The organism is Sphingomonas sp. BK036 (assembly GCF_004216825.1).
Lineage (GTDB): Bacteria > Pseudomonadota > Alphaproteobacteria > Sphingomonadales > Sphingomonadaceae > Sphingomonas.
This window is the reverse complement of the sequence record NZ_SGXR01000005.1, coordinates 38356-62984: the sequence shown is the minus strand read 5'-3', so window position 1 is coordinate 62984 and position 24629 is coordinate 38356. Positions and strand designations below refer to the sequence as shown.

The window sequence follows — 24629 nt, the reverse complement described above, 5'->3', positions numbered from 1 at the left end:
GGCCCGCGGCCCAGCGGCTACCCGCGCATCACGGTTATCCCCTTGGAGAAGCACGGAAATGCGGATTGTTGCCCTCGCGCTGATGGTCGGTGCCGTCATGCCGACCGCTGCGCATGCGCAGACGTCGGCGCAAGCCCAGGCGGGGACGGCGATCTCGCTCGACCGGCTCGCGCAGGACGTCATCGCCAACAATCCCGAGCGGCAATTCTACCAGCGGCAGATCGAGACCGCCGGCGTCGAGCGATCCGCCGCCGGGCGCTGGGCCGATCCCGAGACCGTCGTCGAATTCGGCCAGCGCCGTGCCGACGATCGCACGACCGGCATGCCGCTCGGCGACGGGCTGACCTATGCCGTCTCGGTCGTCCAGCCGATCGAATTTGGCGGCCGCATCGCGCTACGCCGCGCGATCGCCGAGCGACAGGTCGATCTCGCGAAGATGGGGCTCCAGCAGTTCGACGCGACGCTGGCGGCGCGCGCGCGCACGCTCGGCTATGCGCTGTTCGCCGCCGACGAGAAGGCGGGTGTCGCGCGCGAGGTCGCGACGCGGATGCGGACGCTCGCGCGCGTCATCGTCTCACGCGATCCCGCGGGCCCCGCCCCCCGGCTGGAGGCCGCCTCGCTCCAGGCCGGCGCGATCAGCGCGGAGCGCGCCGCCGCGATCGCGGATGCCGAGGCGAACTCGGCGCTGTACGAACTCAACCAGTTGCGCGGTGCGCCGTTCGCCGCGCGGCTGCGGATCGTCCGCCCCGACATGTCGCTCCCCGATCTCCCGTCTGGCACGACGCTGGCAGCCAACGCAACCGCGAACAATTTCGAGCTGAAGGCGCTGCGCGTGCAGTTCGAACAGCAGGGCCTGCGCGCCGACCTCGCGCGCAAGGCGCGGCTCCCGATCGTCGGCGTCGGGCCCTATTATGATCGCGCGCGCTCGGACATCCGCGAGACGAACTACGGCGTCCGCCTCTCGACGACGATCCCGCTCTGGAACCGGCAGGCGGGCGAGGTCGCGGTCGAACAGGGGCGACAGGCGCAGGCCAACGCGACCCTCATCAACGCCGAACGGCGCGTCGCGCGCGACGTGTTCGATCAGGCGGCGCAGTACGAGGCCAAGCGATCCGCGCTCGGCAAATGGGATGGCACTACGCCGCGCAGCTTTGCCGACACTGCAGAGGAGGCCAATCGCAACTTCCAGCTGGGGGCGATCCCGCTCGCGATCTACATGCAGATGCAGCAATCCTATATCGATGCGACCAACGCGCTGCTCGATACGCGGCGCGAGGCGCTCGAGGCGCTGCTCCAACTGCGTGCGCTCAACGGCGGCACCGCGCTCGCCCGATGAGCGCGCGTTCGGCCATGGGCGGTCTGCTCGATTTCGTCACGCGGCGCCGGCTGGTGATCGCGGTGGTGACCGCGCTGGTCGCCGCGGTCGGCCTGTGGTCGTTCGCCAGCCTGCAGATCGACGCGATCCCCGACATCACCGGGGTGCAGGTGCAGGTCAACACGATGGTCCCGGCCCTCGCGCCCGAGGAGATCGAGCGGCTCGCGACGCTGCCGATCGAGCGCGCGATGGCGGGCCAGCCGGGGCTCGACGAGACCCGCTCGCTGACCAAGACCGGGCTCAGCCAGGTCACGTTGCTGTACAAGGACGGCACCGACCAGATGCGCGCGCGCCAGCTCGTGACCGAGCGGTTGAACGCGGTGCGCGACCAGTTGCCGACGGGCGCCTCGCCCCAGCTCGCGCCGATCACGACGGGGCTCGGCGAAATCTATTACTACACGCTCGAATGGAAGCGGCCACCCGCGGGCATGGACCCGCAACGCCAGCTGATGGAGCTGTACGAGGCGCAGGAATATACCGTCCGCCCGATGCTGCGCGTGGTCACCGGCGTCGCCGACGTCAACACCAATGGCGGTCTCGAACAGCAGTTCGTCGTCCAGCCCGATCCGCGGCGGCTGACGATGCACGGCGTGACCGCGGCCGAACTTGCGCAGGCGGTCGGCAAGAACGTCGCGAATGCGGGCGGCGGCATCATCGCGCGCGGCGCCGAACGCTTTACCGTGCTCACCAACGGCCGCGTGACGAGCGCGACCGATATCGGCGCGATCCCGGTCAAGTTTGCCGGTGGAATCCTGCCGCTCCAGGTCCGCGATCTGGCCGACGTCGTCATCGGCGCCGCGCCGCGCCAGGGGGCTGCGACGCAGAACGGGCGCGAGACCGTGCTCGGCACCGTGATGATGCTGGTCGGGCAGAACAGCCGCGAGGTTGCGCTGCGCGCGGCGGACGCGCTCCCCGATATCCAGCCGGCGTTGCCAAAGGGCATGGTGATCCATCCGCAATATAGCCGCGCCGAGCTGGTCGACCGGACGATCTCGACCATCGAGCATAATCTGGGTGAAGGCGCGCTGCTCATCGCGCTCGTGCTGCTGCTGGTGATGGGCAACTGGCGCGCGGCGCTGATCGTCACGCTCGTCATCCCGCTCGCCTTCCTCGTCACCGTGTCGGGGATGCATGCGATCGGCGTGTCGGGAAACCTGATGAGTCTGGGCGCGCTCGACTTCGGGCTGATCGTCGACGGCGCGATCGTGGTGGTCGAGAACAGCCTGAGACTGCTCGCCGAACGCCGTCGCGCGAAGGGTGACGACCTCACCGCCAACGAACGCCGCGACACGGTGGCGGACGCCGCGCGGATGGTCGCGCGCCCGACGATGTTCGGGATCGCGATCATCGCGCTCGTCTATGTCCCCGTGCTCAGCCTCGGCGGGGTCGAGGGTAAGCTGTTCCAGCCGATGGCGCAGGCGGTTATGCTGGCGATCTTCGCCGGCCTCGTCTGGACGTTCACCGTCGTGCCCGCGCTGTCCGCCTGGCTGTTGCGCGCGCCCGCCAGTGACAAGGACGACAGCCGTCACAAGGGCCTGATCGGGCTCGCCGAGCGCGGCTATGCGCCGACGCTCGACCGGGCGCTCGCGCATCCCAGGCTGCTCGTGCTCGGCGCGCTGGTCATGCTGGCGGTGACGTTCGGCGTGTTCAGGACGCTCGGGTCGCAGTTCACGCCGCAGCTCGACGAGGGGGCGATCACCGCGATGGTCTATCGCCCGGTCGGCACGTCGCTCGAACGCAGCCTGGCGATCGAGCAGGAAACCGAACGCCGCATCCGCGCACAATTCCCGCAGGTCAGCCACACCTTCTCGCGGATCGGCACCAGCGAGGTCGCGACCGATCCGATGCCGCCCAACGAGAACGACCTCTACATCTTCTACGCCCCCGAGAAGGACTGGCCGACCGGCGACGGCAAGCCCAAGACCAAGGCGGAACTGGTTACCGGGATCGAGAAGATCGGGCGACAGGTCTACAAGGGCCAGGGCTTCGAATTCGCGCAGCCGATCGAGATGCGTTTCAACGAGATGCTCGAGGGCGTGCGCGCCGACGTGTCGGTAAAGATCTTCGGCGAGGATTACGACGTCCTCGAACGTGCCGCCAAGCAGGCCAAGGCGATCCTCGACAAGCAACCCGGCACCGAGCATGTCGAGTTCGAAACCGCGGGTCGCCCAAAGAGCATCGTCGTCGAACTCGATCACGCCGCGATGCTGCGCCTGGGCCTCGGCACCGCCGAAGTGAACAGCGCGATCACCGATGCGATCGTCGGCGCCGAAGTCGGCTTCATCCCCGAGGGCGAGGCGCGCCACATGATCGTCGTTCGCATGCCCGAAAGCCTGCGCGCGGATCCCGCCGCGATCCTCGCGCTGCCGTTGCGAGTCGGCGACTATGGCATGGTGCCGCTGTCGCGCGTCGCCCGGCTGCGCGTGGCGCCGAAGGTCGAGCCGATCCTGCACGACGGCGGCAAGCGCCGCGCCGCGCTGATGGTGACGCTCAACACCAGCGATCTGGCAGGCTATGTCGCCAAGGCGCGCGCTGCGGTGGAAGGTCAGGTCAAGCTGCCACCGGGTTACCGGATCGAGTTCGGCGGCCAGTTCCACCAGCTCGAGGCCGCGCAGAAGCGCCTGTCGATCGTCGTGCCTGCCGCGCTCGTCCTGATCTTCCTGCTGGTCTACGCCGCGCTCGGCAGCGTGAAGGAGGCGGCGATCGTCTATACCGGCATCCCGTTCGCGGTGACCGGCGGCGTGCTGGCGCTGTGGCTGCGCGGCATGCCTTTCTCGATCACCGCGGCAATCGGCTTTATCGCGCTGTCGGGGATCGCGATGCTCAACGGGCTGGTGCTGGTCGATCACATCAACGCGCTGCGCGACGGTCGCGACGGCGATCCGCGCCCGGTCGACGACGCGGTCCGCGAAGGCGCGCGCGATCGCCTGCGTCCCGTACTCTCGACGGCGCTCGTCGCATCGATCGGCTTCGTGCCGATGGCGATCGCGAGCGGCGCAGGCGCCGAGGTACAGCGCCCGCTCGCAACCGTCGTCATCGGCGGCATCGTCACCTCGACGCTGCTGACGTTGGTACTGCTACCCAGCCTGTACCGCTGGCTCGTTCGCGACGAAAGGTCGGGGAGCTTGTCCGAACCCGACCGTCCGGCGCCATAGCCATGATCGTTCTACAGTTTCTGACGACAATCGCGTTTCAGTTTGTATCGATGGAACACGGAATTCTATCGCGACCGAAGGAATACTAGAAACGCCATTTGAAAGTCACAGCCGCTGCCGGGGTCGTCGCTACAGAGCTCTTTTGCTGAATGACGTGAACGGTCGTCTCCGCGTTTAGCGGCCCTTTGAATTCCGCATTGAGTGGCTTGGCGGCAAATCCGCTTACGTCGCCCAGCCAGATGTCCATCCCCTTTGGCGCGCACACGATGATCTCGTCCGACTGCCCTCGGTCCAAGCACGTTGGTTCTCTGGGGTGCACCTTCGCAAGGTCGAAATCCACGACGTTTGGAACAACCGTCATAGGTCCGGGCTGCGACGCGAGCGCTGCGACGATGAGGACGATTCCCATCCGTGTCTCCCTGTTCAGGCCGAGCTATTGCAGCAGCGGGCGGCAGTTGGCCCGCGACGATGCTGCATCCAGTACGGTCCGTATCGCCTGACGGGGGTCCACCACCTGGGCAAGCCCAGGCGCTTCGACCCGGACATGTTCGTGGCCGCTTCGCCATTGCCGACGCCATCAGGCATTCCCGGCTCTTGCATCGATCGTCGGCAACCAGACCCGAGCACGTTGCAACAAGGCGCTCGGTGCGATCAGCTCCCTGTCCGCGGCGATGGCGTGAGATAGATCTTTTGCCAGTTCGACGTTCCTGGCGTGGCCCATGTCTTCAGTAACTCGCTCAAGGTTCTGGATCAGATCGCGCCTTGCCGTGTCCCATTCGACGGACCGCGTCCAGTTCAAGTTATCCGATCGACAGCGATACGGTACGCAATGGACCTGCAACCGCGGCAAGCGCGTGCCGTTACCGCTGGCGAACTCTGATGCAGTCACTGTTGCTTTGCGCGCGAAGGCGAAACTCGGGTCGCTTAGGGAGAACGCCGCGCAAATCGATACTTTGTACGGACCGTGCCCACCCGCCGCCTAGGTCAGAGGCAAGACGACCTAAACCCGGACACTCGCGCCGCCTTACTCGGTCCCCAACTTCGAACACTCGTTCATCCCCGCGCTGACTGGGCTTGGCGAATGATCGTCCGTCATGGATGTCGTGAATGGGGGGGGGGGGGAAGCGGACCGGCCGCTATTGAATGGTCGGGGCAGATAGCAGACATTCCAGAGATGATTATCAGCCAGCACACAATCGTCAATTCGCACGGTGTTCCACTCTGTATTTCGATTGAGGTTGGAGCCCGGTGATCGGCCGAGGTTTTCCTATGGGCTCCCGCAGAACGGCGACGCCTTGGATGTTCAGTCCATCAACGAACGCGAACTTGTGCCGTGGCCCACGGAGCTTGATCCAAAACCGGTCGTTCTTAATTAATGACGCGTCTGCCTAAGGGCGAAGCTGGAAGTTCAAACACCAGTAACTACGAGATCTGATGATTGCGGGAGCGGAACGGCAGCGTTCGGGAAGGCGGGTAGCAATAGCCGACGTTACGGGGCTGCCGCTTTTCCCCAAAATCCAGTTTCAGAATTGGCGGAGTTCGAGGACGACAGCCGACGTAAGCCCATCGGCATCGCCTTACCTGCTACAATGCCCGAAAAGATCGTTCAGATACGCCGCCAGATGCAATCCCGATTTCGTCATCTGCTGATGCAGCAGCGGCCGGGCGGCGTAGAGATAGTCGCCATCGATCGTCTTTGACTTGGGATAGACCCGCGGATGAAGAGCGCGCGCTTCGTCGACCCACGCCACGGGATCGGGGGTCGACCAGGCGATCGCCTGTTCGGTGGTGATGCGCGCGAGCAGATAGTCGGTCCATTCGGTGTAGGACATCTGCTCGCTGTCGATCAGCGTCGAATCCCAGATCGTATGCAGGTTGGTCTGTTCGCCGCGCAGCGTCACGATCTCGTCATTGCCACCGCGGTCGCGAGCATTGCCCGAATGCAGCGGCTGGCCGAGGTCGCCCGCGATATGGACGATCATCCGTAGCGCGTCGCGGCGCGCGGCAAGCGGTGCCTTGCGGTCGCGGACGACCGCGCGGAACTTGGCGAGCGCCGACACCGCGTCGCCCTGCGGGGGGACGCCGGCCTGCGTATAGGTCTTGCCGTCGGGTATCGTGACGAAATGCCAGTTGAAGGTCGTCTTGCTCCAATAGGGATCGGACTGCATCCGCATATAGTCCGCCCAGTTGGCGGCGTCGGCGAGCGTCTCGACGCCGAGGAGATCGCGGATCTCGAGCCGGGTATTGCCGCAGATGAAGCGGTCCGCGATCGCGCCGCTGACACGGTGCCCGGTCGGGCCCCACGCCATCGCAGATGTCGATCCCAGCGCCAGCGCACCGGCGAGAAAGGCCCTGATGAAACCCATAGTGTAATCCCCGTCCGTCGATCAGAAGTCGAAGCGGAGGCCGACCCGCATCTGCCAGAGCGAAGCGCTCTGATAGGTCGTGGCGGTCTGGCGGCTCGCGTTGGAGTAGAGATAGCGGGCGCATGGATTGCCCGCCGCGGCGACGCACGACACGTTGGCGATGCTGACCGAGTCCGAGAAGACCTTGTACGTGTTCCAGTTGCGGTTGAGCAGGTTCAGCACATTCTCGACATCGGTGAAGACCTTCGCCTTGCCGAAGAAGAACGGGATCTCCTGCGACACGTGGAGATCCAGTTTCGAGAAGCCCGGCGACGTACCCAGATTGCGCGGCGCGATCGCGCCGTAATATTTGCGCAACTTGCTGCCGTCGACGCTGGAACGCAGCGCGTCGAGCGTCGCCTGGTCGGCGAATTCGACCACGCCAACCTGCGGACGGCCCGCCGCGTTGATGATCGCCGCCTGGTCGAAATCGGGGACGTAGAACAGATGCCGCCCGTTGCCGCCGACCGTGCCGAACACCTGCGACCGGCCGTTGCTGGCGTCGGTAAAGGTGTAGCTGTACGGGCGCCCGCTGCGGAATTCGCCGAACAGGTCGATCCGGAACTCGTTGTCGCCGAACAGGTCGGCGCGATAGCCGATCTGCACCTTGCCGTTGTGCCGCGTCTCGAAGCTCGACCGGCCCAGCGTGCCTCGGTTCGGGTCGGCGGTGGTGACGCCCAGCAACTCGGTCGGCGTATAGCCGGTGAACGAGCCGACATCCTTTACGTCCGAATAGATGTAGTTCGCCCCGAGCGACAACCCACCGATCCGCTTGCCGAGCCCGACGCCGAGGACACGCGAACTGCCCTGGCCGGTGTTGCGCAGCACGATGTCCCAATTCGCGCCGACCGTGGGGTTGTAGCGGGGGCGGCCATCGGGAAGCACGCCGGTCTGGGTGGTCCGGACGTCGGTCGCGACGAAGCCGTTATTCACTTCGCTGGCGAGCGCGCTGAGGTTGAATTCCCAATCGTCCGCGATCCAGCCAGGGCCGAACGGCAGGCTACCCGACCAGTTGAGTGCGACATTGGCCTTCCAGGTTGACGCCAGTTTCAGATCGGGGTCGAGCGCCCCGACCGATGCCGCCGCCGGGGCCCCGGCCCCTGCCAGATACTGGTCCACGACGCTCGGAATGCCCTTGCCGGTGACATTGTCGAGCGCCGCCGATCCCAGCGACGGGGCGATGTTGGCCGCGGCCCCGGTCTGGGTGGCATCGACGAAGCTGGTGCCGTTGCGCTGGAACAACAGGCTGTTCTGGCGCACGCCGTCGTTCGAGAACGAGTTCGAGAACCAGACGTCGGGCGTACCGCCACCGAACAGACCGGCGCCGGCCGACACGCGCAGATTGGGCTTCGCATCCCAGGTCAAGCCCAGCCGTGGTTGGAGCACGCCGCCGGTCGGCATCGCGGCATTGGTGAAGCCGTACGCCGCGAGGAACCGGGCGTTGAGCTGCGGTCGATCGGCATCGACCCAGTCGTAGCGCAGCCCGCCGGTCACCGTGATATCGGGCGATACCGACCAGCTGTCCTGCACGCCGAACGTATAGGACATGTAGTTGAAGCGCGCGGCCGCGTCCGCCGGATCGCCCGACAGCGCATTGGCATATGTCAGCTGGTTCGCGCGCCCCGCCTCGAGATCGGCGATCGAATCGAAGTAATATTTCCCCTTGGTCGCGGCGACGAACAGGTTGTTGATCTTGACCTGCTGCCCCTCTGCCAGAAGCTTTATGACATGGCCGCCGCCCGAATATTGGCCCGACCACGATACGCCGCTGTTCCGGATGCTGAGATAGTTGGACTGGCGGAACTGATCGGGGCCGAGCAGGACGCGGCCATTGGGGTTGGCGCCGGTCGGGGCGAGGCAGTTCAGCCCGCTGCCGCGCGACACGGCGTCGAGGCAGACCTCGAACTCAGGGAAATCGCTGCCGCCATAGGGGTTCTGCGTCCGCTCGTAATCGCGGCGCGTGACGCGCAGCTCTGTCGAGAAATTGTCACTCCAGTTGGAATTCAGCTGGGCGGCATAGGCATTGGTGGTCTCGCCGAGCAGATAGAAGTTGGATTGCAGCCCGACCGACGGGTTCGAGCCCGTCTCGCTGAAGCCGACATCGCGCGGCACCTCGTTCTTGTGATAGATGTACGTCAGCGCGAGCCGGTGCCGGTCGCTGATGTTCCAGTCGAGCTTTGCCGACGCCTTCTTGTCCTTTTCCGGCAACGTCTTGGCGATGTCGAGCGGATCGAAGCCGTAGCGGCTGTTCAGGATGCTGCGGACGCGGTCGACGTTGGCGCGGGTGACGAACGGGATCTCGGTGCTCGCGCCCTCGCCCGTCAAGCCGCGCGCGCTGACCTGGCTTTCCTTCAGCTGCTCATAGGAGACGGCGAAGAACAGTGTGTCCTTGATGATCGGGCCGGACAGGTTGCCGCCGTAATCGCGAAAGCTGGGCACCGGGGTCAGCCGGCCCGCCGCCGCCGGGACGATCGCCCCGTCCGAGCGGACATTGTCGTAGGTCTTTTTGCCCTGCAGCGAATCGTCCCCGAAGATCCCGAAGCTGCTGCCATGGAACTGGTTGCTGCCCGACTTCAGGATGATGTTGACCGATCCGCCTTGGAGATCGCCCTCCGAAATGTCGACCGGGACCGCCTTGACGTTGAGCTGATCGATCGCGTCGAGCGACACGATCCCGCGCGCCGACGGCAGTCCGCCTGCGTTGAGGCCGAAATCATCGCCGATCGCGACGCCGTCGATCGTGAAGCGATTGCCGCGCGGGCTGGCGCCACCGATCGAGATCGCCCGACCGCGGGGGTTGGGATCAAGGCTGGTGAGCGGGTCGCGGCGCAGCAGGTCGCGCAGGTCGCGATTGACCGAGGCGATGCCCTGGATCGCATCCGCGTTCAGGCTGGTCTGCCCGGCGATGGCGAGACCGTTACGCTTGGCGTTAGCGGTAACGACGATGTCGTTGCCGATCTGCGGATCGAGCGCGACGTTCAGCGTGACGGTGCTGCCAGCGGCGGTCTGCACGCCTTCGACGGCCTTGCTGTCGTAGGACGGTGCATCCACGGTCACTCGGAACGGACCGCCGGCGCGAAGCCCCGAGGCGTTGAAATTGCCCGTCGTGTCGGTCGATTGGCTGACCTGCGTGCCCGACGGCATGTGCACGATCGTGACCGACGCGTTCGCGACGGGCTGGCCGCCTGCGTCGGTGACGCGACCACGGACGGCGGAGGTCGTTTCCTGCGCGAACGCGGGCTGAACGCAAGCGACGGTAAGCGCCAGAACACTGGCGCCTATGGCGGTGAGTCTCATGAAATCTCCCTGGGGCGCGTGCCGTTTCGGCCTAGCGAAGGACCCTATGGGCAGTGATCATGTCAGTACTGTTACGGATCCTGTCGTTCGCCGCGTATTGAGATATTTTGCAGACGCGAGTTTCCGGATGACGAAGGGCAGCCTCGAGCTGGAGAACTGGGTTCGATTTGCTGGTTAGGCTCCAGGCTCTTCACTTCCTTGGTATAGCGACCACCCAGCACAAGCGTGAGACGAAGCGTAACGGCTGTGGTCGCTTCACCGAACGCTGCATAAGTATCCGTATCCTACGTAATTCGGCCGAATATCTGGAGCAGCCCCCGCCCCGACGGCACGAATTCGGTCTGAAGCGCAGCCTCGATGAAGTAGTATCCATCAAGCGTGCACGTCACGATGTCGAACCTGTTCGCATCCAGCTGCAGTTTCTGGCTTAACGGGCGTTTCAAGCGACGTGTTGAGCGCGGTTTTAAACCCGGCGCATTCGTCCAATCAGAACGCGATCATCACCTCGCCGAGATGGCCCGCCGCGTGGAAATAGCGGACGGCGTCCGGTGCGTCGTCGAAGGCGAACGTCCGGTCGACGACGGTCGTCATCCGGTTCACGACCATCGCGTCGAGCAGGTCGACGAACATCGCTCGGCTGCCGTTCGCGATCCCGCGGATCGTCACGTTCTTCGTGATGAGCGAGAGATAGTCGGGGATCGCCGGCCCCTCGCCCGGCGCAACGCCGATGACGATGATCCGCGCGTTGCTCGCCGCCGCTGCGATCGAGTGCCCCAGCGTGTCGACGCCGCCGGTTTCGATCACGATGTCGGCGCCCTTGCCCCCGGTCTGCGCGATCACCTCGGCCGCCCAATCCGGTGACGTCCGATAATTGACCGTGATGTCCGCGCCGAGGGTACGCGCGGTCTCAAGCTTGGCATCCTGCGACGACGTGATCGCCACGCGCGCCCCGTGCGCCTTCGCAATCTTGAGTGCAGCAAGTGCCACGCTGCCGGTGCCGAGGCAGAGCACGGTGTCGCCAGCCTCGACCCGACAGACTTCGACGAGCGCATTCCAGGCCGTCAGGCCGGCGGAGGCAAGCCCGGCGACATCCGCATCGGCCAGCGCGTCGGGCACCCGGATCAGCGCCGCCGCGGGGAGAACGACGCGCTCGGCCAGCCAGCCGTCATGCGTGATGCCGATGTCGTGCGCGAAGACGTCCGACCGGAACGGACCGTCCAGCCAGGTCGCGAAATGGCCGCAGACGACGCGGTCGCCGACCACGACTTCGGTCACGCCCGCACCGATCGCCACGACCTCGCCGACGCCTTCGGACATCGGAATGCGGGTCTCGGGCTGCCGGGCGCCGTAGGTGCCGCGCAGCATCTGAACGTCGCGACTGATCAGGCCGACGAGACGTGGGGCTACCAACGCTTCGCCGGGACCGGCGACCGGCGCGGGCCGGGTCGTCGCAATCAGTCCGCCGATGCCGTTCTGGGGACCGATGTGAAAGGCTTTCATCGGAATTCTCTCCTGGTGAGCGCGCGCGACGGGCGCATTATTCGAAGGCACGTTATTCGAAGGCACGTTATTCGAAGGCACGGGGACCGGGCTTGAAGGCATGGCGGCGCGCGCCGGCTGCGAGCGCCAGCGCGAGCAGCGTCGGCGCCAGTACCGCCCAGGCGAGCGGTCCCGCCCCTGCGTGGTCGAGGATCACCCCGCCGACGATTCCGCCCGTCGCGATGGCCCCGTTCCAGACCGTCGTGAGCATCGCATTTGCGAGATCAACACCCTCGCCTGCCGCATCGGCGAGCGCGGTCGACAGTTGCGTCGCCGCGCCGCCAAACGAGAGCCCCCACAGGATCGTCGCGACGATCGTCATCTGCGGGACGGTCGCGAACACCCCGAAGGCCAGCGACACCACTGCAAACATCGCGAGGCTGACCAGCACGAGCGGACGCAGCGCGCGATCGATCAGCACGCCCGTCACCCAGATCCCGACCAGCGCGGCAAGTCCGAACCCGAGCAGCAGCAGATCCAGCCTTTGCCCCGCGCCAGACAAGGCGGCGACCGGGGCGATGTAGGTGTAGAGGATGTTGTGGCCCGTGATCCACGCGAACAGCGTGACAAGCACGGTGCGAACGCCCGGCGTGCGAAACACTCTGCCGATCGATAGCCGCTGCTCAGCAGGCTGACCGGCAAAGTCCGGCACGCGCCACAACACCCAGCCGATCAGGATGAGGGTGGTGATGGCCATCAGCCCGAACGCCATGCGCCAGCCAAGCGTCGTACCGAGCATCGCCCCCAAGGGAACGCCGATCGACAGCGCCAGGGGCGTACCGACCATCGCGAGCGCGAGCGCCTTGCCACGCAACGGCGCAACGACCATCCGCCTGGCATAGCCCGCGATGATGCCCCACCCCAGCCCCGCCGCGACCCCACCCATGAACCGCGCGACGAGCGTCAGCGCGTAGGAGGTGGACACGGCCGTCACGCAGTTGAAGATCAGGAAGCCGATAATCGCGACGAGCAACGTCGGCTTGCGGCGCCACCCTTGCGTGTACAGCGTCAGCGGGATCGCCGCGAGCAGCGATCCGACCGCATAGACCGTGATCGTCTGCCCCGCGAGCGACTCCGATACGCCAAGTCCCGCTGCCATATGCGGCAACAGCCCCGCTGGAAGCGTTTCGGTGAGGATGGCCGTAAAACCGGTCATCGCCAGCGCCAGCAGCGCGGAGATCGGCAGCGTCTCGCTCGCGCCGTCATCGGTCTGGCTTGGTCTGGGGCTCACGCTACGCTCACTTCTGGATCGACTGATCCAGTGCGTTCGACCACGCGGTGCGCCTTGTCAACGAATAATGGATCGCTTAGTCCACAACTCCAGGAGCGGAGACTTATGGCACGGAGCGGACGACCGCGTGGTTTCGACCGGGAGGCAGCGCTGGACAGCGCGATGCACCTGTTCTGGGAGCATGGGTATGAGGGCGCGTCCCTGTCGGTCTTGCGCCACGCGATGGGCGACATCTCGTCGGCGAGTTTCTACGCGGCGTTCGGATCGAAGGAAGCGCTCTACCGCGAAACGCTGGCGCGCTATCTCGACAAGCATGGCGGCATCGTCGGCGCGCTCGACGATGAGACGCTTACGCCTCGCGCGCGACTCGAACAGGCTTTGATGGCATCGGTAGCGGTGCAGACAGACCCGGCCCATCCAAAGGGCTGCATGGTGACGTTGTCGGCCACTATCTCGTCCGAGGCCGGTGCGCCGACCCGCGCGCTGACCCGTGCTGGCCGGGAGATCACCCGGCAGGCGTTGCAGCGGTGCATCGCCGCCGGGGTCAGCGCCGGGGATCTCGATCCCACCACGGACGTCGCGGGGCTCACGGCGCTGTACGACGGGCTGGTGCTGGGCATCTCGATCCAGGCGCGAGACGGCGTCTCGGCAGAGACGCTGCGTGGCGCGATCGGACATGCGATGGCTGCGTGGGATGCGATACTGCCGGGAACTGGCGATCGCTGCTGACGCTGTCGAAGAGACCTATAGCCAGTCGCCCCGGCCAGTGGACGAAAGGCGTTTCGGTCAGATTAATTGTGTGAGGTCCGGCCAACCATATGCGATTTCGTGAAGGGTCGTGTTGCCTTCCGCCGCTTCTTTCTCGCCGATGATCGTGCCGCCCAACCCCTCATAGAAGCGATACGCGCCCACATTCTCGCGCAACACCCAAAGGCTCGCGCCGTCAGGTCGCGTGCCATCAGGTTCATGAGACCGCGCCCCACACCGACACCTTGTTACGCGCGAAGAATGTAGATCGCGCCGATCTCACCGGCGAAGTCGCGCTCGCGCATCGCAGCATCATGCTGGCCGCCACACGCGCCGAAGCCTAGGATCTCCCCCGCTCTCTCCGCGACGTAGACCCGCGTTCCATTGTAGCTGGTGGGGGCGTCCAGAACGGTAGCCCACATCGCGGCCCGGCCTTCGGCCGACAAACCGTCCAGCATGTCTTGCGGGAGCAGGCCAGCATAGGTTTCACGCCATGACGCGACGTGCACCGCGCCGATCGCTGAAGCATCATCAGCCGTTGCCATGCGGTGATCGACCCTAGGCATCCGCGTCCTTCACAAGACGGTAAGCATGGCGCTGGCCAAGTGGGCACATAAGGCGACCTTCGCCAATCGATCATCCCGACGCGAAGGCTGCCTAGCTGGCGCGCCGACCCAACCGCCAGGCAAGAAGCCGAATAAATGGCACCGGATCGTCGAGGCGCAACGCGACACGAACGAACGGGCGTCGTTTCTTCAGGAGCGAGCGACGATGCAGAGGGCGATCCAACCGCAGCATGAGGTTGGGCCAGGCAAGCAGTGCCGCATTGAGAGTCGCCGGATCGCGTACCTCTTCCCCGGTAAAGCCGCCTTCGACCGCGACGATCGCGTCCAGCGGAACGAACCGGTCGATCAGGAAGCCGGCCCGCACGCGGACGCCCTCGGGCGTCAGCAGCACAGGCCTGAATCGGAAGGACTTGATAAGACCGACCAGATACACGAACCCCACGTCGCTCAAGATGAACATGATGACCGTGGCGGTGCGGTTCCAGTGTCCGACCAGCAGATGGTATGCCGCGATCTCGATCGCCGCCAGGATCAGTAGCGTCACGCACATCGGCGTCAGGTGCCTGTGATAGGCGAAGGCACGAGCATTCGCTGGCACGTCGGCCGGTCCGCCCCAGCGGAACAACGCCATGTGGATCACCGTAATCTCCGCCACGGCCAATCGAACAAGCACTGGCGGAAAGATTTCCGATGCGGCGGACACCCACCGCTCCCTCCAATCGACGCCCTCCCGGTTCACCGCCCGACTCGCTCGTGCTGTGGCCCCGGCGCCATGACCCAGAACAACGGCTCCCATCGTCAGCGCCAAGATCGGCGTTTCCAACAGCATGCCTCGCATTGCCGACGGCAATCCCAGCCAAGTGGTGAAGCTCGCGCCGGGCAGCACGCCCAGAACGGCACTCCACTCCGGCTTTTCCTGATGATCGGGCGACCAGCGACAGCATCAGCGTATCCGCTACCACCCAAAGGAACACGATCAGCGCCACAAGTGGATGGGCGGTAGCCAATGGGGTTCGTATCGCCATTCCAGCCAGTGCAACGATGATGGCGAATGCCATGGTTACGGCGATATGTCGGCGATCGACGCCATGGCCGGTCTGGGCTGTCACGAAAACCCCCTCTCGCCTGCGCGAACGACCAGTGCTGGTCTGACGCAGCGTCAGCCCTGCTGATACGCAAATTCCCAGGCGGTCACCAGCAGCGCCGTCGCCGCAAGACATACGTCCGGCGGAGTTTGGTATTCGCGTTCCCTCATCCTTTTCGGGAAAGGCGGCGCCATGAATGCCCGCTATCGCCAGCTATCCCCCCGAATACAGCCCGTCCGCAATTCATCCATTCCGCACATTCCGCTTCCGCCCTTTTCGGACATTTGCGGCTAGGCCAGCCCGGATATCGGCGACTGCCCTGCTGTGCTCGCACGATCATCGCACGGTGGGTTTTATCCCCCATCGGCCGTAATCTTGATCGATCAGCGGCGAGATCAGCCGAGCCGAGGCCAGTGCGTCGCGCGCTTCGGCAGTTTTGCCCTGCTGCCCTAAGATTACCCCGCGCAAGTACAGGCTTGCCGCGAGATCGGGCGAATTCGCCAGCACGCTGTTCAGATCGGCCATTGCCTCATTGAGCCTGCCCTGGCGGAAGTACACCATAGCGCGGCTGTCGAGCGCAGCCGCGCGGTCGCCGTTGAGCTCGATCGATCGCGTGCAATCCGCCAGTGCGCTGTCGATCTGTACCTCCAGGGTGCCCTTCAGCCAGCAGCGCATGTTTAGCAGCGCCGCATTGGCTGGATCGGCGGTGATCGCGGCATCGCTTGTCGCGAGCGCTGCGTCCTTAGCGCCGCTGCGGCCCAGCAGTTCTGCCTTCGTTATCATGTAGCCCGACGCTTCCTTGCCGCCAGCCTGTATGCGCTCTTCCACCATCGCCAACGCAGCATCTTTCTGCCCGTGGTCGAGCCGGTATATTGCCAGCTGTTCTAGCGCGCCTGCCGATGATGGGTCGAGCTCGATTGCCCGTTCCAGGTCGGCGAGCTGCCGGGCCGCGGCGCCGGTCATCTTGTAGTTATGGGCTCGCCAGACATACACGTCGGCAGCCGGTTCAATTTCCAGTGCCTTAGTCAGGTCGGGGATGGCGCCAGCATAATCGTAGACGCCGTCATATAAGCGCGCGCGGTTGGAGATAGACGTCCTTGTCCTCCGGATCGTTGGCGATCGCTTTGCCATAGGCGGCGAGCAGCGGCTCGAGCGCGCCGCTGCGCTTGGCTTCGACCGCTTCGGTGGCATGCGACAACAGATCGGCGGGACCGACCGCTTCCAGCTTGCGTCCACGCGCCAGCACGAGCCGCGCGCGCGTTGCCGGGATCGCGGTCGCCGCCACTTCTGGCTGGACGGTCGAGACCTCGTCATCGAGCACGACCCGGTCGCCCGTCAGCGTGACGCTGCGCGTTAGCTGCCGGCCCGCAATAACCTCCGCCAGCTCCCGGTCGCCGACGAGCTCGAACCCCTTTCCGCCGCGCGGCAGATGCACGGTCACGCGGTAGCGGATGCGGTCGGGCGCGCCGAGCGCGACGGGGATGTCGCGCCAAGCAGGCCGCACACGATCGGGCTCGAACGTGACGTCTCCAATCGCGCGGTCGAGCGACAGCCGTTTGCGACTGCGATCGTGCTGCCACCCCGTCGAGACGATTCCCATCCCCGTCAACGTGGCGACGCCGCTGGCCTCGTCATACGCCACCGCCTGCTGCGTCAGCCGCAACTCGCCGACTACTTTGCCGACCATTTCCTGAATCATGTCGCGTTGCTGGTCGGGGGTGGCCTGCGTTGCGGCAAGGCCAATCATCGCCGCCCCTGGCCCGCGCAGCTTCATCGTCACGCTAGCCAGCGTCGGCATGGTAACCCCGGCGCGCTGGTCGAGATCAATCGTTACTTCGGCGGTCGGGCGTGCGGGCGCACGGAACGGCACCGTCTCCAGAGCCGCGCCGCCGGTGCGTAGCGGCAGCACCGTGCGGATCGCAGGCGTGTCGCGGATGTCGGCCAGCTTGGTGCCCGTCACGGTACCGTCAAGCCACAGCGTCTCGCCACCGGCCTTGGCCTTCACCAAGACGTGGTCGAACGTACCTGCCGATGGTAGCCGCCCTTCGACCACGTCCCCCGCCTGCATCGGCGCAACCACCGCCTCCGCCTCGATGTCCAGCGCATGCAGCAACGCGAGCAGAAGCAGCGCCTTGGCCTTGCAGTCGCCGTAGCGCAGCGACCAGGTCTGCGACGGCGCCTGTGGCGTGTAGTTGCCGCCTTCCATGCCGTTGTACAGGTAGCGCACCTTGTCCTGGACGAGGTCGAGCGCCAAGGCAGCACGTTTAACCGGATCGGCCTCGGTGGACTTAATTCGGGTTACTTCCGCAGCCAGTGGGCTACTAGGCGCGATCAAGCCCGCCGTTGCAAAAAGCGGCGCCATCGTTCTGGAGACGGCCGCCCAGTCGGCAAAGCTTGTTGCCTCAATGATGGGTGGCCGCTGAAAACGGAACGGCGCGTCGCCGGGCAGTTCTGGCTGTTTAGGGATCGCGCCCTCCACCACCAGTTCGCGGAAGCCGCCCGTCGTGGTTACGACCGGTTTAGCGCCGGTCGCATACGTCTTCCACTGGACCGCGTCCGCCACCGGCCACAGCAGGCGCGTGCGCAAGAAGCTGGCGCGGAACGGCGCGGCGGGCATCGGTGCGTACGCCTGCACATGTCCCTTCAACGCTGCGTCGGTGTTGGTGATGGAAATAATGGTGTGCACGACATCGCCCAGCCGCAGCCCTTCGACTGGAATGGTCGCGGTAAGCTGCCCGTTGAGCTCGCGCTGTTCCAGATTCTGTTCGCGCCGGATGACGGTGAAACGTTTGCCGCCAGCGAGCAGGTCGATGCGTTCGCCGCCGCGGACGATTTCCAGACGGTGGACGATCATGTCGCCCTGCGAGGGCTGCCACGGCACGCTGATCGTGCCCGCCTGGCTCAGCAGTTCGGGTGAAGCAACGCGCGTGGCGGCATCGACATAGCGCCAGACCTGCCCGTCCTTCAGCCGCTGTTGTGTATCGAGGATGACGATGATCGGCGCCGACTGGGTCAGTTGCGCCGGCGTGATCGCGGGCGCCGGCTTCACCCAGTCCGGCACGGGCTGGTACAGCACCACCTCCTTGGCGTGTGCCACCCCCGTGGCCAGCGCGCATGTCGCCGCCGTTGGCCACCAACGCATCATCGTCTCCCCCAAGTCACGCCAGTGTAACCAGTGGAATGACACAAACAACGTTGTTTTGGTGCTTTCAGCAAAACTGAGCGCCGAACGACCGCCCGGCGCTGCGGCGAGCAAGATTTCAGTGTATGGCGTATGTTTCCTTATGGGTGCCTCTAGGCGATCCGCCGACATTCGGCGAGACGCGCGCGCACGGCCGTAAACAGACACAAAGCCGGCAGTGGAGGATCAGGTCTGGCCCAACAAGCGACCAGCCAACCCAATGGTTGTGGCGTGCCTGCGCGCTAGCCGAGGACGCGTGCGCGTCCCGCGGCATGTCCTTTCCGATGATCGTCAAGCCGGTGCGCGGCGGTGGCAACCAGGGCGTGACCCTAGTCGAGAGCTCGGGTGCCTTGCGTGACGCGGCGACTGCGTTGATCGCGACTGCCACCTTGGGCGACATCCTGATGGTGGAAGAATTTCTCGGTGGTGACGAGGTGACCGTCACCCTCATGCCGCCCGCATCCCCGCGCCCGGACGGTTCGCGGGCACCGACGCACTGGGCCCTGCCGCCCGTGTACCGGTTCAATCAGCGCGACGGAGTAGCACCGTACAACGGCGACGTTCCGGTCACCGCCAACAGCACAGCAATCCGCCCTGAGGGACTGCTCGATCCGGCCATCGTGGCGATGATCGACAACTGCGTCTCCGCGGCCGCGCTCGTCGACGCCCGCTCCGCGATCCGGATCGATTGCCGTGCCGATCGCCATGGTCTGTTCAAATTGTTCGACCTCAATATGAAACCCAACATGACCGGGCCGGGCCGCCCGGGACGCGAAGATCAGGATTGTCTTTCGGCGATCGCCGCCCGCGCCGAAGGGTGAACCTACGGCGATCTTTCACAGGCGATGATTGCCGCGAAGTGGAGCCTCGAATCGTCGACCGGATGATCCAATTTCCGATACTTGTTCATCTCAGTCGGGCGCTGGGTACTTGGAGGGGCCGACGCTCGTCGACGCCGTCAGCTTATCCCAGACGACTGCAGTTGTACCTCCCTGCACTCTAGCGCGGGCCGCCATGAAGGGGCCAACCGGGCGCCGCTCGGGCGCAAAGTGTTGAAGACCGACCGGCTCCGGCATGGCCACGTATAGCGCCTCCACGCCGCCTTTGGCGTGGTAGGTTTCGTGCCAGAATCCTGCTCCCGCTGACAGTTCGCGGATATCACGCCACCAATCGGCATGCGGCTCGCCGCGGGTAAACCGTTCGAGAGTGTCCATGTCTTGCCAATACTGGCGGAAGCCGAAGTGCGTCAGGCTGAACAGCATGCCCTCGTGCGCGAGCAGACCGTCAGGCTTGTCACGCGCTATCTGTTTCAGTCCCGGCCCAATACGGCGCATCGCGAGCAGGCCACGCCATCCCTTAACCCGGAACCCCAGCATGATCATGACAAGATTGGGATAGGCGGAGAGATCGACCGATTGGCGGTTTAAAGGCGCTTGCATTGCCGGGCTCCATGCTGTGTACAGCGTATACATAGATTGTCGGTGTACAATGTAAACATGTGTGATGATAACTTTGTCGAACTGCCAGCGCGACTCCTTGCCGCTGCGTTGTCCGCGCTTGAGCGAGGCGAGGACGTCGGCCTACGCGCAGTCGCGCGCGATGCTGGCGTTTCCGCAATGGCACCCTACCGTCACTTCCGTGACAAGGCAGCGCTACTGGCAGCGGTTGCGATGTCCGGCTTCGACGACCTACGAACCGCGCTGCTCGCTGCCGATGCGCAGTCGGACGCGCGCTCCGCGCTGGTTGCACAGGGAGAAGCATATCTTGCCTTCGCCCGCGCACGTCCTGCACTGTTTCGCCTAATGTTCTCCGGCCATGACGGCGGACCGCCCCCCGTCGAAGACAATGCGTATGGTGTCATGGTGCGGCGGGTTCGTGAGCTCGCGCCAGCTGATTCAGACGCGGCGACACTCGCGTGTTGGTCGGCCGTGCACGGTATGGCCACGCTAGCGCTCGATGGTGGATTACCTGTCGGGGGAGCGCGTCTCGAACACGCCGCGCTGTCGCTCGTCGTGGCGGGCTTAGCTAGTTCGAGATCTACTTGACCCAATTCCGGACCTTCATCCGGCCTTCAGCAATTCCCAAAACCTGCCATTTTTCAGCTTCCGTCTCAGCTTGAAATCGTTTGAATGTTAGAGCGGCCGTTCCGAACTGGGCGGTGGCAGGTGTCGAGTGGCACCGCCGTTCTCGTCCCTGTTCCAAGCGACGGTTCGCCCTGGAAGCTATCAGAGCTTCATATCCGATACCGGCATTATTCAAGCACACGCCTAAACAGTCCCGGCTGGAGCAACACGGCTGTCGGTGTTGGCGTCCTAATTCGGCTGATCGACCCAATTCTGACGAAGCGGTGTCGACGCCATCCACATCAGCAACGCGGCCACCAGATACAGCACAAGCCCCATGAGCATCGCATAGCGCAAAGCCTCGTCACCATAATGCGCGGAAAGTCCGTCCGAGAGTGCGCCGAGGGCAAAGCTGCCACCGCCCAGTCCGACGAGATTGTTGACGAGCAGAAATGTCGCCGATGCGGTGGCGCGCATATGGCGCGGTACCAGATGCTGAATCGCCGTGATGACGGGTGCGAGCCAGACATAGGCGAGCGCCTGGGGCACGAGGAAGAAGACGAACGCCGCCGTCACCGAGGACGACAGGATCCCTGCGGCGAACAGGGGCACCGCGATGACGAACGCGATCGCGGGGACGCGCGCGTACATCCGCCGATCGCGCGCGCCCAGCCGGTCGCCGAGCACGCCACCAAGAAGGACGCCCGCAACACCCCCCAGCAACAGCACGCCGCCATAGAACTGCGCGGTCTCGATCAGGTCGAGCCCGAAGCTCCGCTGCATCAGCGACGGAAGCCAGAAGGCCAGGCCATAGCCCAGCATCGAACTCGCCGAGGCGCCGAACGCGAGCAGCCAGAAGCTTGGCTTGCGCGCGAGGATGCCGAACACGCGGCGGACGGGTTCGCGGTCGCACGCATCGGACCCGCGGACCGGCTCGCGCACGCACAGCCGAAACACCGGCGCGAGCACCAGCCCCGAGACACCGACCGCGACGAACGCGGTCCGCCAGTCGATCGACGTCGCGATATAGCCGCCAAGCATGACCCCCGCGGCCGACCCCAGTGGAATTCCGAGCGAGTACACTGCCAGCGCACGCGCACGCCGGTGGGGCGGAAACGTGTCTGCGATCACGGCATAGGATGGCGCGACGCCCCCCGCCTCGCCTACCCCCACGCCGACCCGGAACGCGAACAGCTGCGCAAAATTGCCGGCCACACCGCACAGCGCGGTGAACGCGCTCCACACAGCGAGCGAGATCGTGATTACCCAGGTCCGGCTGGTCCGGTCGGCGAGCCACGCGAGCGGGATCGCCAGCGTCGAATACAGCAACGCGAACGCCAGCCCGCCCAGCAGGCCCAGTTGCGTATCGGTCAGCGCCAGATCCGTCTTGATCGTCGGCGCGAGGATGCCGAGGATCTGCCGATCGACGAAGTTGAACGTGTAGACCAGCAACAGCATGATGAGCGCCGTCACGCGGTAGCGACGGCCCTCGCGGGGGGCCGCCGGGATAGGACTCGTCATACATTACTCCAGCAACGGGGGGGCGATCACCCGCCCCCCCGTTGCGCTCCATCAGAATTTCGCGGTGAGCGTCGCAAAAACCTGACGTGGGTTGCCATAATAAGCGGTCAGCACGCCGTCGCTGCCGAGCGAGGGCCGCAATGCACCTGCTGCCGTTCGCAGATAATCGCCGGTATCAGGGTTCTGCAGCAGGAAATTATAGCCGGACACGACATAGCGCTTGTTGGTCAGGTTCTTCCCGTGCACCCCGATCGAGAAGCGCGCGTCGATCGTATAGACGAGGTTCGCATCGAGCAGCGCATAGGCCGACTGGTCGAGCAGCGGCGTCCGCAGTTCGAACTGCTGCGAATCGCTGCGGTAGGACAATGTCGTGCTCGCATCGATCGCGCCCGCGGCGCCGACGGGGACATGATAGGCGAGCGTCCCGCTTGCGGTCAGGTCGGGCGTGTTCTGGAACCTGCGGTTGGCGGCGACATTGATCCCGCGGGAATCGATGAAGCGCGTGTATTTGGCATCGAGATAGCCGATCGTCCCCGACAGGTTGACGCGGTCGCCGGTACCCGCGATCCCCTCCGCGACGGTCAGATTGGCCTCGCCTTCGATACCGTTTATCCGCGCGCGGCCTGCATTGGTCGTGATCCCGATGAAGGTCTGGATCCCGCCGACGGTTGCCCCGACCGATCCGGGCACCTGCACATCGGTATATTTTGAATGGAAACCCGCCACCGCGAGCGTCAGCCGGCGGTCGAACAGCGACGCCTTGTATCCCGCCTCATAGCTCTCGACGCTCTCGGGCCCGAACGACAGGAAGTTGTAGATATCCTGCCGGTCGCCGCCGGCACCGGTGATGCCGTTGCCGTTGAGGTCGGGCGCCGCGGTGCCGACGCCGCGAGGGTCGAACCCGCCGCCCTTGAACCCCTTTGACCAGCTCGCATACAGCGTGTTGTTCGCATCGGGCTTGAAGCTGACGGACGCGCGCGGCGTGAACTTCGCAAAGCTCGCCGTCCCGCGGAAATCGGTCTGCCGTGCGATCGGCGCGGTCGAGCCGCCGAAGAAGGGCGACGCGCCCAGATACACGTTGCGCTGTACCTGCGACATGCGATCGTCCCAGGTATAGCGGCCGCCGACCGACACGCTGAGCATCGACGTCACGTCGAGCGTGGCATCGCCGAAGACCGCGACCGTATTGGTCCGCACATCGCCGAAGGTCAGCGCGGTCACCGTCCCCGGCAACCGCACGTCGAACACGGTGCGCGCCTTGGCATCGAGATAATAGAGCCCCGCCAGCATGTTGAACGGCCCGGCATCGACCAGCAGCTGCACCTCCTGGCTGAATTGTTCGTTATTGTAGAAGGCGGGAACGTCGACATCGACCGCGGGCAGCGCGTCGAAGTCTATCGGCGTCGCGCTGTCGTCCTTGCGATAGCCGGTGATGCTGCGCAGCGTCAGATACGCGGCCGGCTTGAGTTCGGCTAAGAGCGAGCCCCCATAGGCCTCGACAGACTGCTTCGGCGCGACCAGTCCCCCGCGGCTGTCGAACACGTCGGACAGCACCGGCGTCCCCGAAACAAGCCCCGGGATCAGCCGATGCCCGCCGCGCGGATTGCTGTTGTCCTTGGTATAATCCCCCGACAGGCGAAAGAACGCGCTGTCGCCCGCCTCATATTGCAGCGTGCCGCGTGCGCCCCAGAAATCCTTGTTGTAATTGTCCTGCCCCGTGGTGAGGTTGGTGCCGAACCCGCCTCGGCTCAGCCGCGCGACCGCGGCGCCGATCCTGAACCCCGTATTGCCGATCGGCGTGCTCGCGCTGATGACTCCGTCCGCCTGGTCATAGCTGCCATAGCTCCCGCGGATACTCAGCGTCGGGTCCGAGCCGATCCGGCGGGTCACGTACTTCACCGCGCCGCCGATCGTGTTGCGACCATAGAGCGTCCCCTGCGGCCCGCGCAGCACCTCGATCCGCTCGACATCGTAAATGTCGAGCACCGCGGCCTGCGGGCGGTTGAGATAGACGTCGTCGAGATAGATGCCGACGCCGGCCTCGAACCCGGCGACGGGATCCTGCTGGCCGACGCCGCGGATGAAGGCGGTCAGCGTCGAATTGGTGCCACGCGACGTCTCGAGCGTGACGTTCGGCGTGACAGCGGCAAGATCGGTGACGTCGAGCGCACCCGACGCCTCGAGCTGCGCGCCGGTGAACGCGGTGATCGCGATCGGCACGTCGAGCAGCCTCTCCTCGCGGCGGCGCGCGGTGACGACGATATCGCCGTCGATCCCGGCCTCGTCGGCGGCGGGCCCTGCCTGCGTGGTCGGCGTGGTCTCGGCAGCGCTGGCGGCGGACTGAGTCTGCGCGGACGCGGATCCGCCAAGCAAAGCGGCGAGTGCGACCCCGGCGTTCAACATGATCATCACGGATTTCGGCTGTGCCACGGTGTCATCCCCTCCTGCGGCGCCCGCGTGATGC

Annotated in this window: 19 protein-coding genes; 5 read left to right on the top strand and 14 right to left on the bottom strand. The window is 65.3% G+C overall.

Features of this window, described 5'->3' with window-relative positions:
• Positions 1–58: 58 nt before the first annotated feature.
• Together EV283_RS10660 and EV283_RS10655 are read left to right on the top strand one after the other, a co-directional pair.
• Positions 59–1336, top strand: coding sequence for a TolC family protein (locus EV283_RS10660; RefSeq protein WP_130325215.1), 1278 nt, complete (start codon positions 59–61; stop codon positions 1334–1336).
• Positions 1337–1350: 14 nt separating this feature from the next.
• Entirely contained in the window at positions 1351–4530 is a 3180-nt protein-coding gene (locus tag EV283_RS10655) for a CusA/CzcA family heavy metal efflux RND transporter (RefSeq protein ID WP_130326039.1), read from the top strand.
• A gap of 85 nt (positions 4531–4615) precedes the next feature.
• Here EV283_RS10655 and EV283_RS10650 read toward each other — a convergent pair whose 3' ends face one another.
• The 6 genes from EV283_RS10650 to EV283_RS10630 all read right to left on the bottom strand — a co-directional run bounded on the left by EV283_RS10650 (position 4616) and on the right by EV283_RS10630 (position 13002).
• Entirely contained in the window at positions 4616–4939 is a 324-nt protein-coding gene (locus EV283_RS10650; protein WP_130325213.1) for a hypothetical protein, read from the bottom strand.
• Between the two features lie 168 nt (positions 4940–5107).
• A complete protein-coding gene (locus tag EV283_RS19320) occupies positions 5108–5329 on the bottom strand; it encodes a hypothetical protein (RefSeq protein ID WP_207223101.1) in 222 nt (73 codons plus the stop codon).
• A gap of 778 nt (positions 5330–6107) precedes the next feature.
• Complete coding sequence (locus EV283_RS10645; protein ID WP_130325211.1) at positions 6108–6896, bottom strand: S1/P1 nuclease; 789 nt, start codon at positions 6894–6896, stop codon at positions 6108–6110.
• A gap of 21 nt (positions 6897–6917) precedes the next feature.
• Positions 6918–10232 carry a TonB-dependent receptor gene (locus EV283_RS10640; protein WP_130325209.1) on the bottom strand — a complete coding sequence of 1105 codons (3315 nt, stop codon included), beginning with the start codon at positions 10230–10232 and terminating at the stop codon, positions 6918–6920.
• Positions 10233–10718: 486 nt separating this feature from the next.
• Positions 10719–11732: an NAD(P)-dependent alcohol dehydrogenase gene (locus tag EV283_RS10635; RefSeq protein ID WP_130325207.1), complete on the bottom strand. Its 1014-nt coding sequence runs from the start codon at positions 11730–11732 to the stop codon at positions 10719–10721.
• A 67-nt stretch (positions 11733–11799) separates the two neighbouring features.
• Entirely contained in the window at positions 11800–13002 is a 1203-nt protein-coding gene (locus EV283_RS10630; RefSeq protein WP_242615911.1) for an MFS transporter, read from the bottom strand.
• Positions 13003–13107: 105 nt separating this feature from the next.
• Here EV283_RS10630 and EV283_RS10625 point away from each other — a divergent pair, with 105 nt between their 5' ends.
• Positions 13108–13731: a TetR/AcrR family transcriptional regulator gene (locus tag EV283_RS10625; protein ID WP_130325205.1), complete on the top strand. Its 624-nt coding sequence runs from the start codon at positions 13108–13110 to the stop codon at positions 13729–13731.
• A 57-nt stretch (positions 13732–13788) separates the two neighbouring features.
• Here EV283_RS10625 and EV283_RS19150 read toward each other — a convergent pair whose 3' ends face one another.
• From EV283_RS19150 to EV283_RS10610, 5 genes are all read right to left on the bottom strand, one after another.
• Positions 13789–13926 (bottom strand): hypothetical protein, encoded by a 138-nt coding sequence (locus tag EV283_RS19150; RefSeq protein ID WP_165391755.1) that lies wholly within the window; start codon positions 13924–13926, stop codon positions 13789–13791.
• 71 nt (positions 13927–13997) lie between these two features.
• Positions 13998–14294 (bottom strand): hypothetical protein, encoded by a 297-nt coding sequence (locus EV283_RS10620; protein WP_130325203.1) that lies wholly within the window; start codon positions 14292–14294, stop codon positions 13998–14000.
• A gap of 112 nt (positions 14295–14406) precedes the next feature.
• Positions 14407–15018, bottom strand: coding sequence for a hypothetical protein (locus tag EV283_RS19430; RefSeq protein WP_242615910.1), 612 nt, complete (start codon positions 15016–15018; stop codon positions 14407–14409).
• A 718-nt stretch (positions 15019–15736) separates the two neighbouring features.
• On the bottom strand, positions 15737–16363 hold the full coding sequence (locus EV283_RS19425; RefSeq protein ID WP_242615909.1) for a tetratricopeptide repeat protein: 627 nt from the start codon (positions 16361–16363) through the stop codon (positions 15737–15739).
• A 100-nt stretch (positions 16364–16463) separates the two neighbouring features.
• On the bottom strand, positions 16464–18656 hold the full coding sequence (locus EV283_RS10610) for a DUF3857 domain-containing protein (RefSeq protein WP_242615908.1): 2193 nt from the start codon (positions 18654–18656) through the stop codon (positions 16464–16466).
• An 11-nt stretch (positions 18657–18667) separates the two neighbouring features.
• On the opposite strand from EV283_RS10610, the gene EV283_RS10605 reads away from it, so the two are divergent.
• Complete coding sequence (locus EV283_RS10605; protein ID WP_130325201.1) at positions 18668–19402, top strand: hypothetical protein; 735 nt, start codon at positions 18668–18670, stop codon at positions 19400–19402.
• Positions 19403–19492: 90 nt separating this feature from the next.
• Here the strand turns inward: EV283_RS10605 and EV283_RS10600 are convergent, their stop codons facing one another.
• Positions 19493–20020: a DUF4188 domain-containing protein gene (locus EV283_RS10600; RefSeq protein ID WP_130325199.1), complete on the bottom strand. Its 528-nt coding sequence runs from the start codon at positions 20018–20020 to the stop codon at positions 19493–19495.
• Between the two features lie 57 nt (positions 20021–20077).
• On the opposite strand from EV283_RS10600, the gene EV283_RS10595 reads away from it, so the two are divergent.
• Entirely contained in the window at positions 20078–20626 is a 549-nt protein-coding gene (locus EV283_RS10595) for a TetR/AcrR family transcriptional regulator (protein ID WP_130325197.1), read from the top strand.
• Between the two features lie 267 nt (positions 20627–20893).
• Here EV283_RS10595 and EV283_RS10590 read toward each other — a convergent pair whose 3' ends face one another.
• Together EV283_RS10590 and EV283_RS10585 are read right to left on the bottom strand one after the other, a co-directional pair.
• Positions 20894–22102, bottom strand: a complete 1209-nt coding sequence (locus EV283_RS10590; RefSeq protein ID WP_242615960.1) for an MFS transporter — start codon at positions 22100–22102, stop codon at positions 20894–20896.
• Between the two features lie 114 nt (positions 22103–22216).
• Positions 22217–24574: a TonB-dependent receptor gene (locus tag EV283_RS10585; protein WP_242615906.1), complete on the bottom strand. Its 2358-nt coding sequence runs from the start codon at positions 24572–24574 to the stop codon at positions 22217–22219.
• Positions 24575–24629 lie beyond the last annotated feature (55 nt).

What these genes read in the sequence shown, in the direction of transcription:
- EV283_RS10590 (WP_242615960.1), bottom strand. Translation starts at nt 22,102, where the DNA reads ATGCTGTTGCTGGTCTACACGTTCAACTTCGTCGATCGGCAGATCCTC.
- EV283_RS10640 (WP_130325209.1), bottom strand. Translation starts at nt 10,232, where the DNA reads ATGAGACTCACCGCCATAGGCGCCAGTGTTCTGGCGCTTACCGTCGCT.
- EV283_RS10645 (WP_130325211.1), bottom strand. Translation starts at nt 6,896, where the DNA reads ATGGGTTTCATCAGGGCCTTTCTCGCCGGTGCGCTGGCGCTGGGATCG.
- EV283_RS10625 (WP_130325205.1), top strand. Translation starts at nt 13,108, where the DNA reads ATGGCACGGAGCGGACGACCGCGTGGTTTCGACCGGGAGGCAGCGCTG.
- EV283_RS10650 (WP_130325213.1), bottom strand. Translation starts at nt 4,939, where the DNA reads ATGGGAATCGTCCTCATCGTCGCAGCGCTCGCGTCGCAGCCCGGACCT.
- EV283_RS10655 (WP_130326039.1), top strand. Translation starts at nt 1,351, where the DNA reads ATGGGCGGTCTGCTCGATTTCGTCACGCGGCGCCGGCTGGTGATCGCG.
- EV283_RS19425 (WP_242615909.1), bottom strand. Translation starts at nt 16,363, where the DNA reads ATGACCGGCGCCGCGGCCCGGCAGCTCGCCGACCTGGAACGGGCAATC.
- EV283_RS10595 (WP_130325197.1), top strand. Translation starts at nt 20,078, where the DNA reads ATGTGTGATGATAACTTTGTCGAACTGCCAGCGCGACTCCTTGCCGCT.
- EV283_RS10600 (WP_130325199.1), bottom strand. Translation starts at nt 20,020, where the DNA reads ATGCAAGCGCCTTTAAACCGCCAATCGGTCGATCTCTCCGCCTATCCC.
- EV283_RS10635 (WP_130325207.1), bottom strand. Translation starts at nt 11,732, where the DNA reads ATGAAAGCCTTTCACATCGGTCCCCAGAACGGCATCGGCGGACTGATT.
- EV283_RS10605 (WP_130325201.1), top strand. Translation starts at nt 18,668, where the DNA reads ATGGCGTATGTTTCCTTATGGGTGCCTCTAGGCGATCCGCCGACATTC.
- EV283_RS10620 (WP_130325203.1), bottom strand. Translation starts at nt 14,294, where the DNA reads ATGGCAACGGCTGATGATGCTTCAGCGATCGGCGCGGTGCACGTCGCG.
- EV283_RS10585 (WP_242615906.1), bottom strand. Translation starts at nt 24,574, where the DNA reads ATGATCATGTTGAACGCCGGGGTCGCACTCGCCGCTTTGCTTGGCGGA.
- EV283_RS10660 (WP_130325215.1), top strand. Translation starts at nt 59, where the DNA reads ATGCGGATTGTTGCCCTCGCGCTGATGGTCGGTGCCGTCATGCCGACC.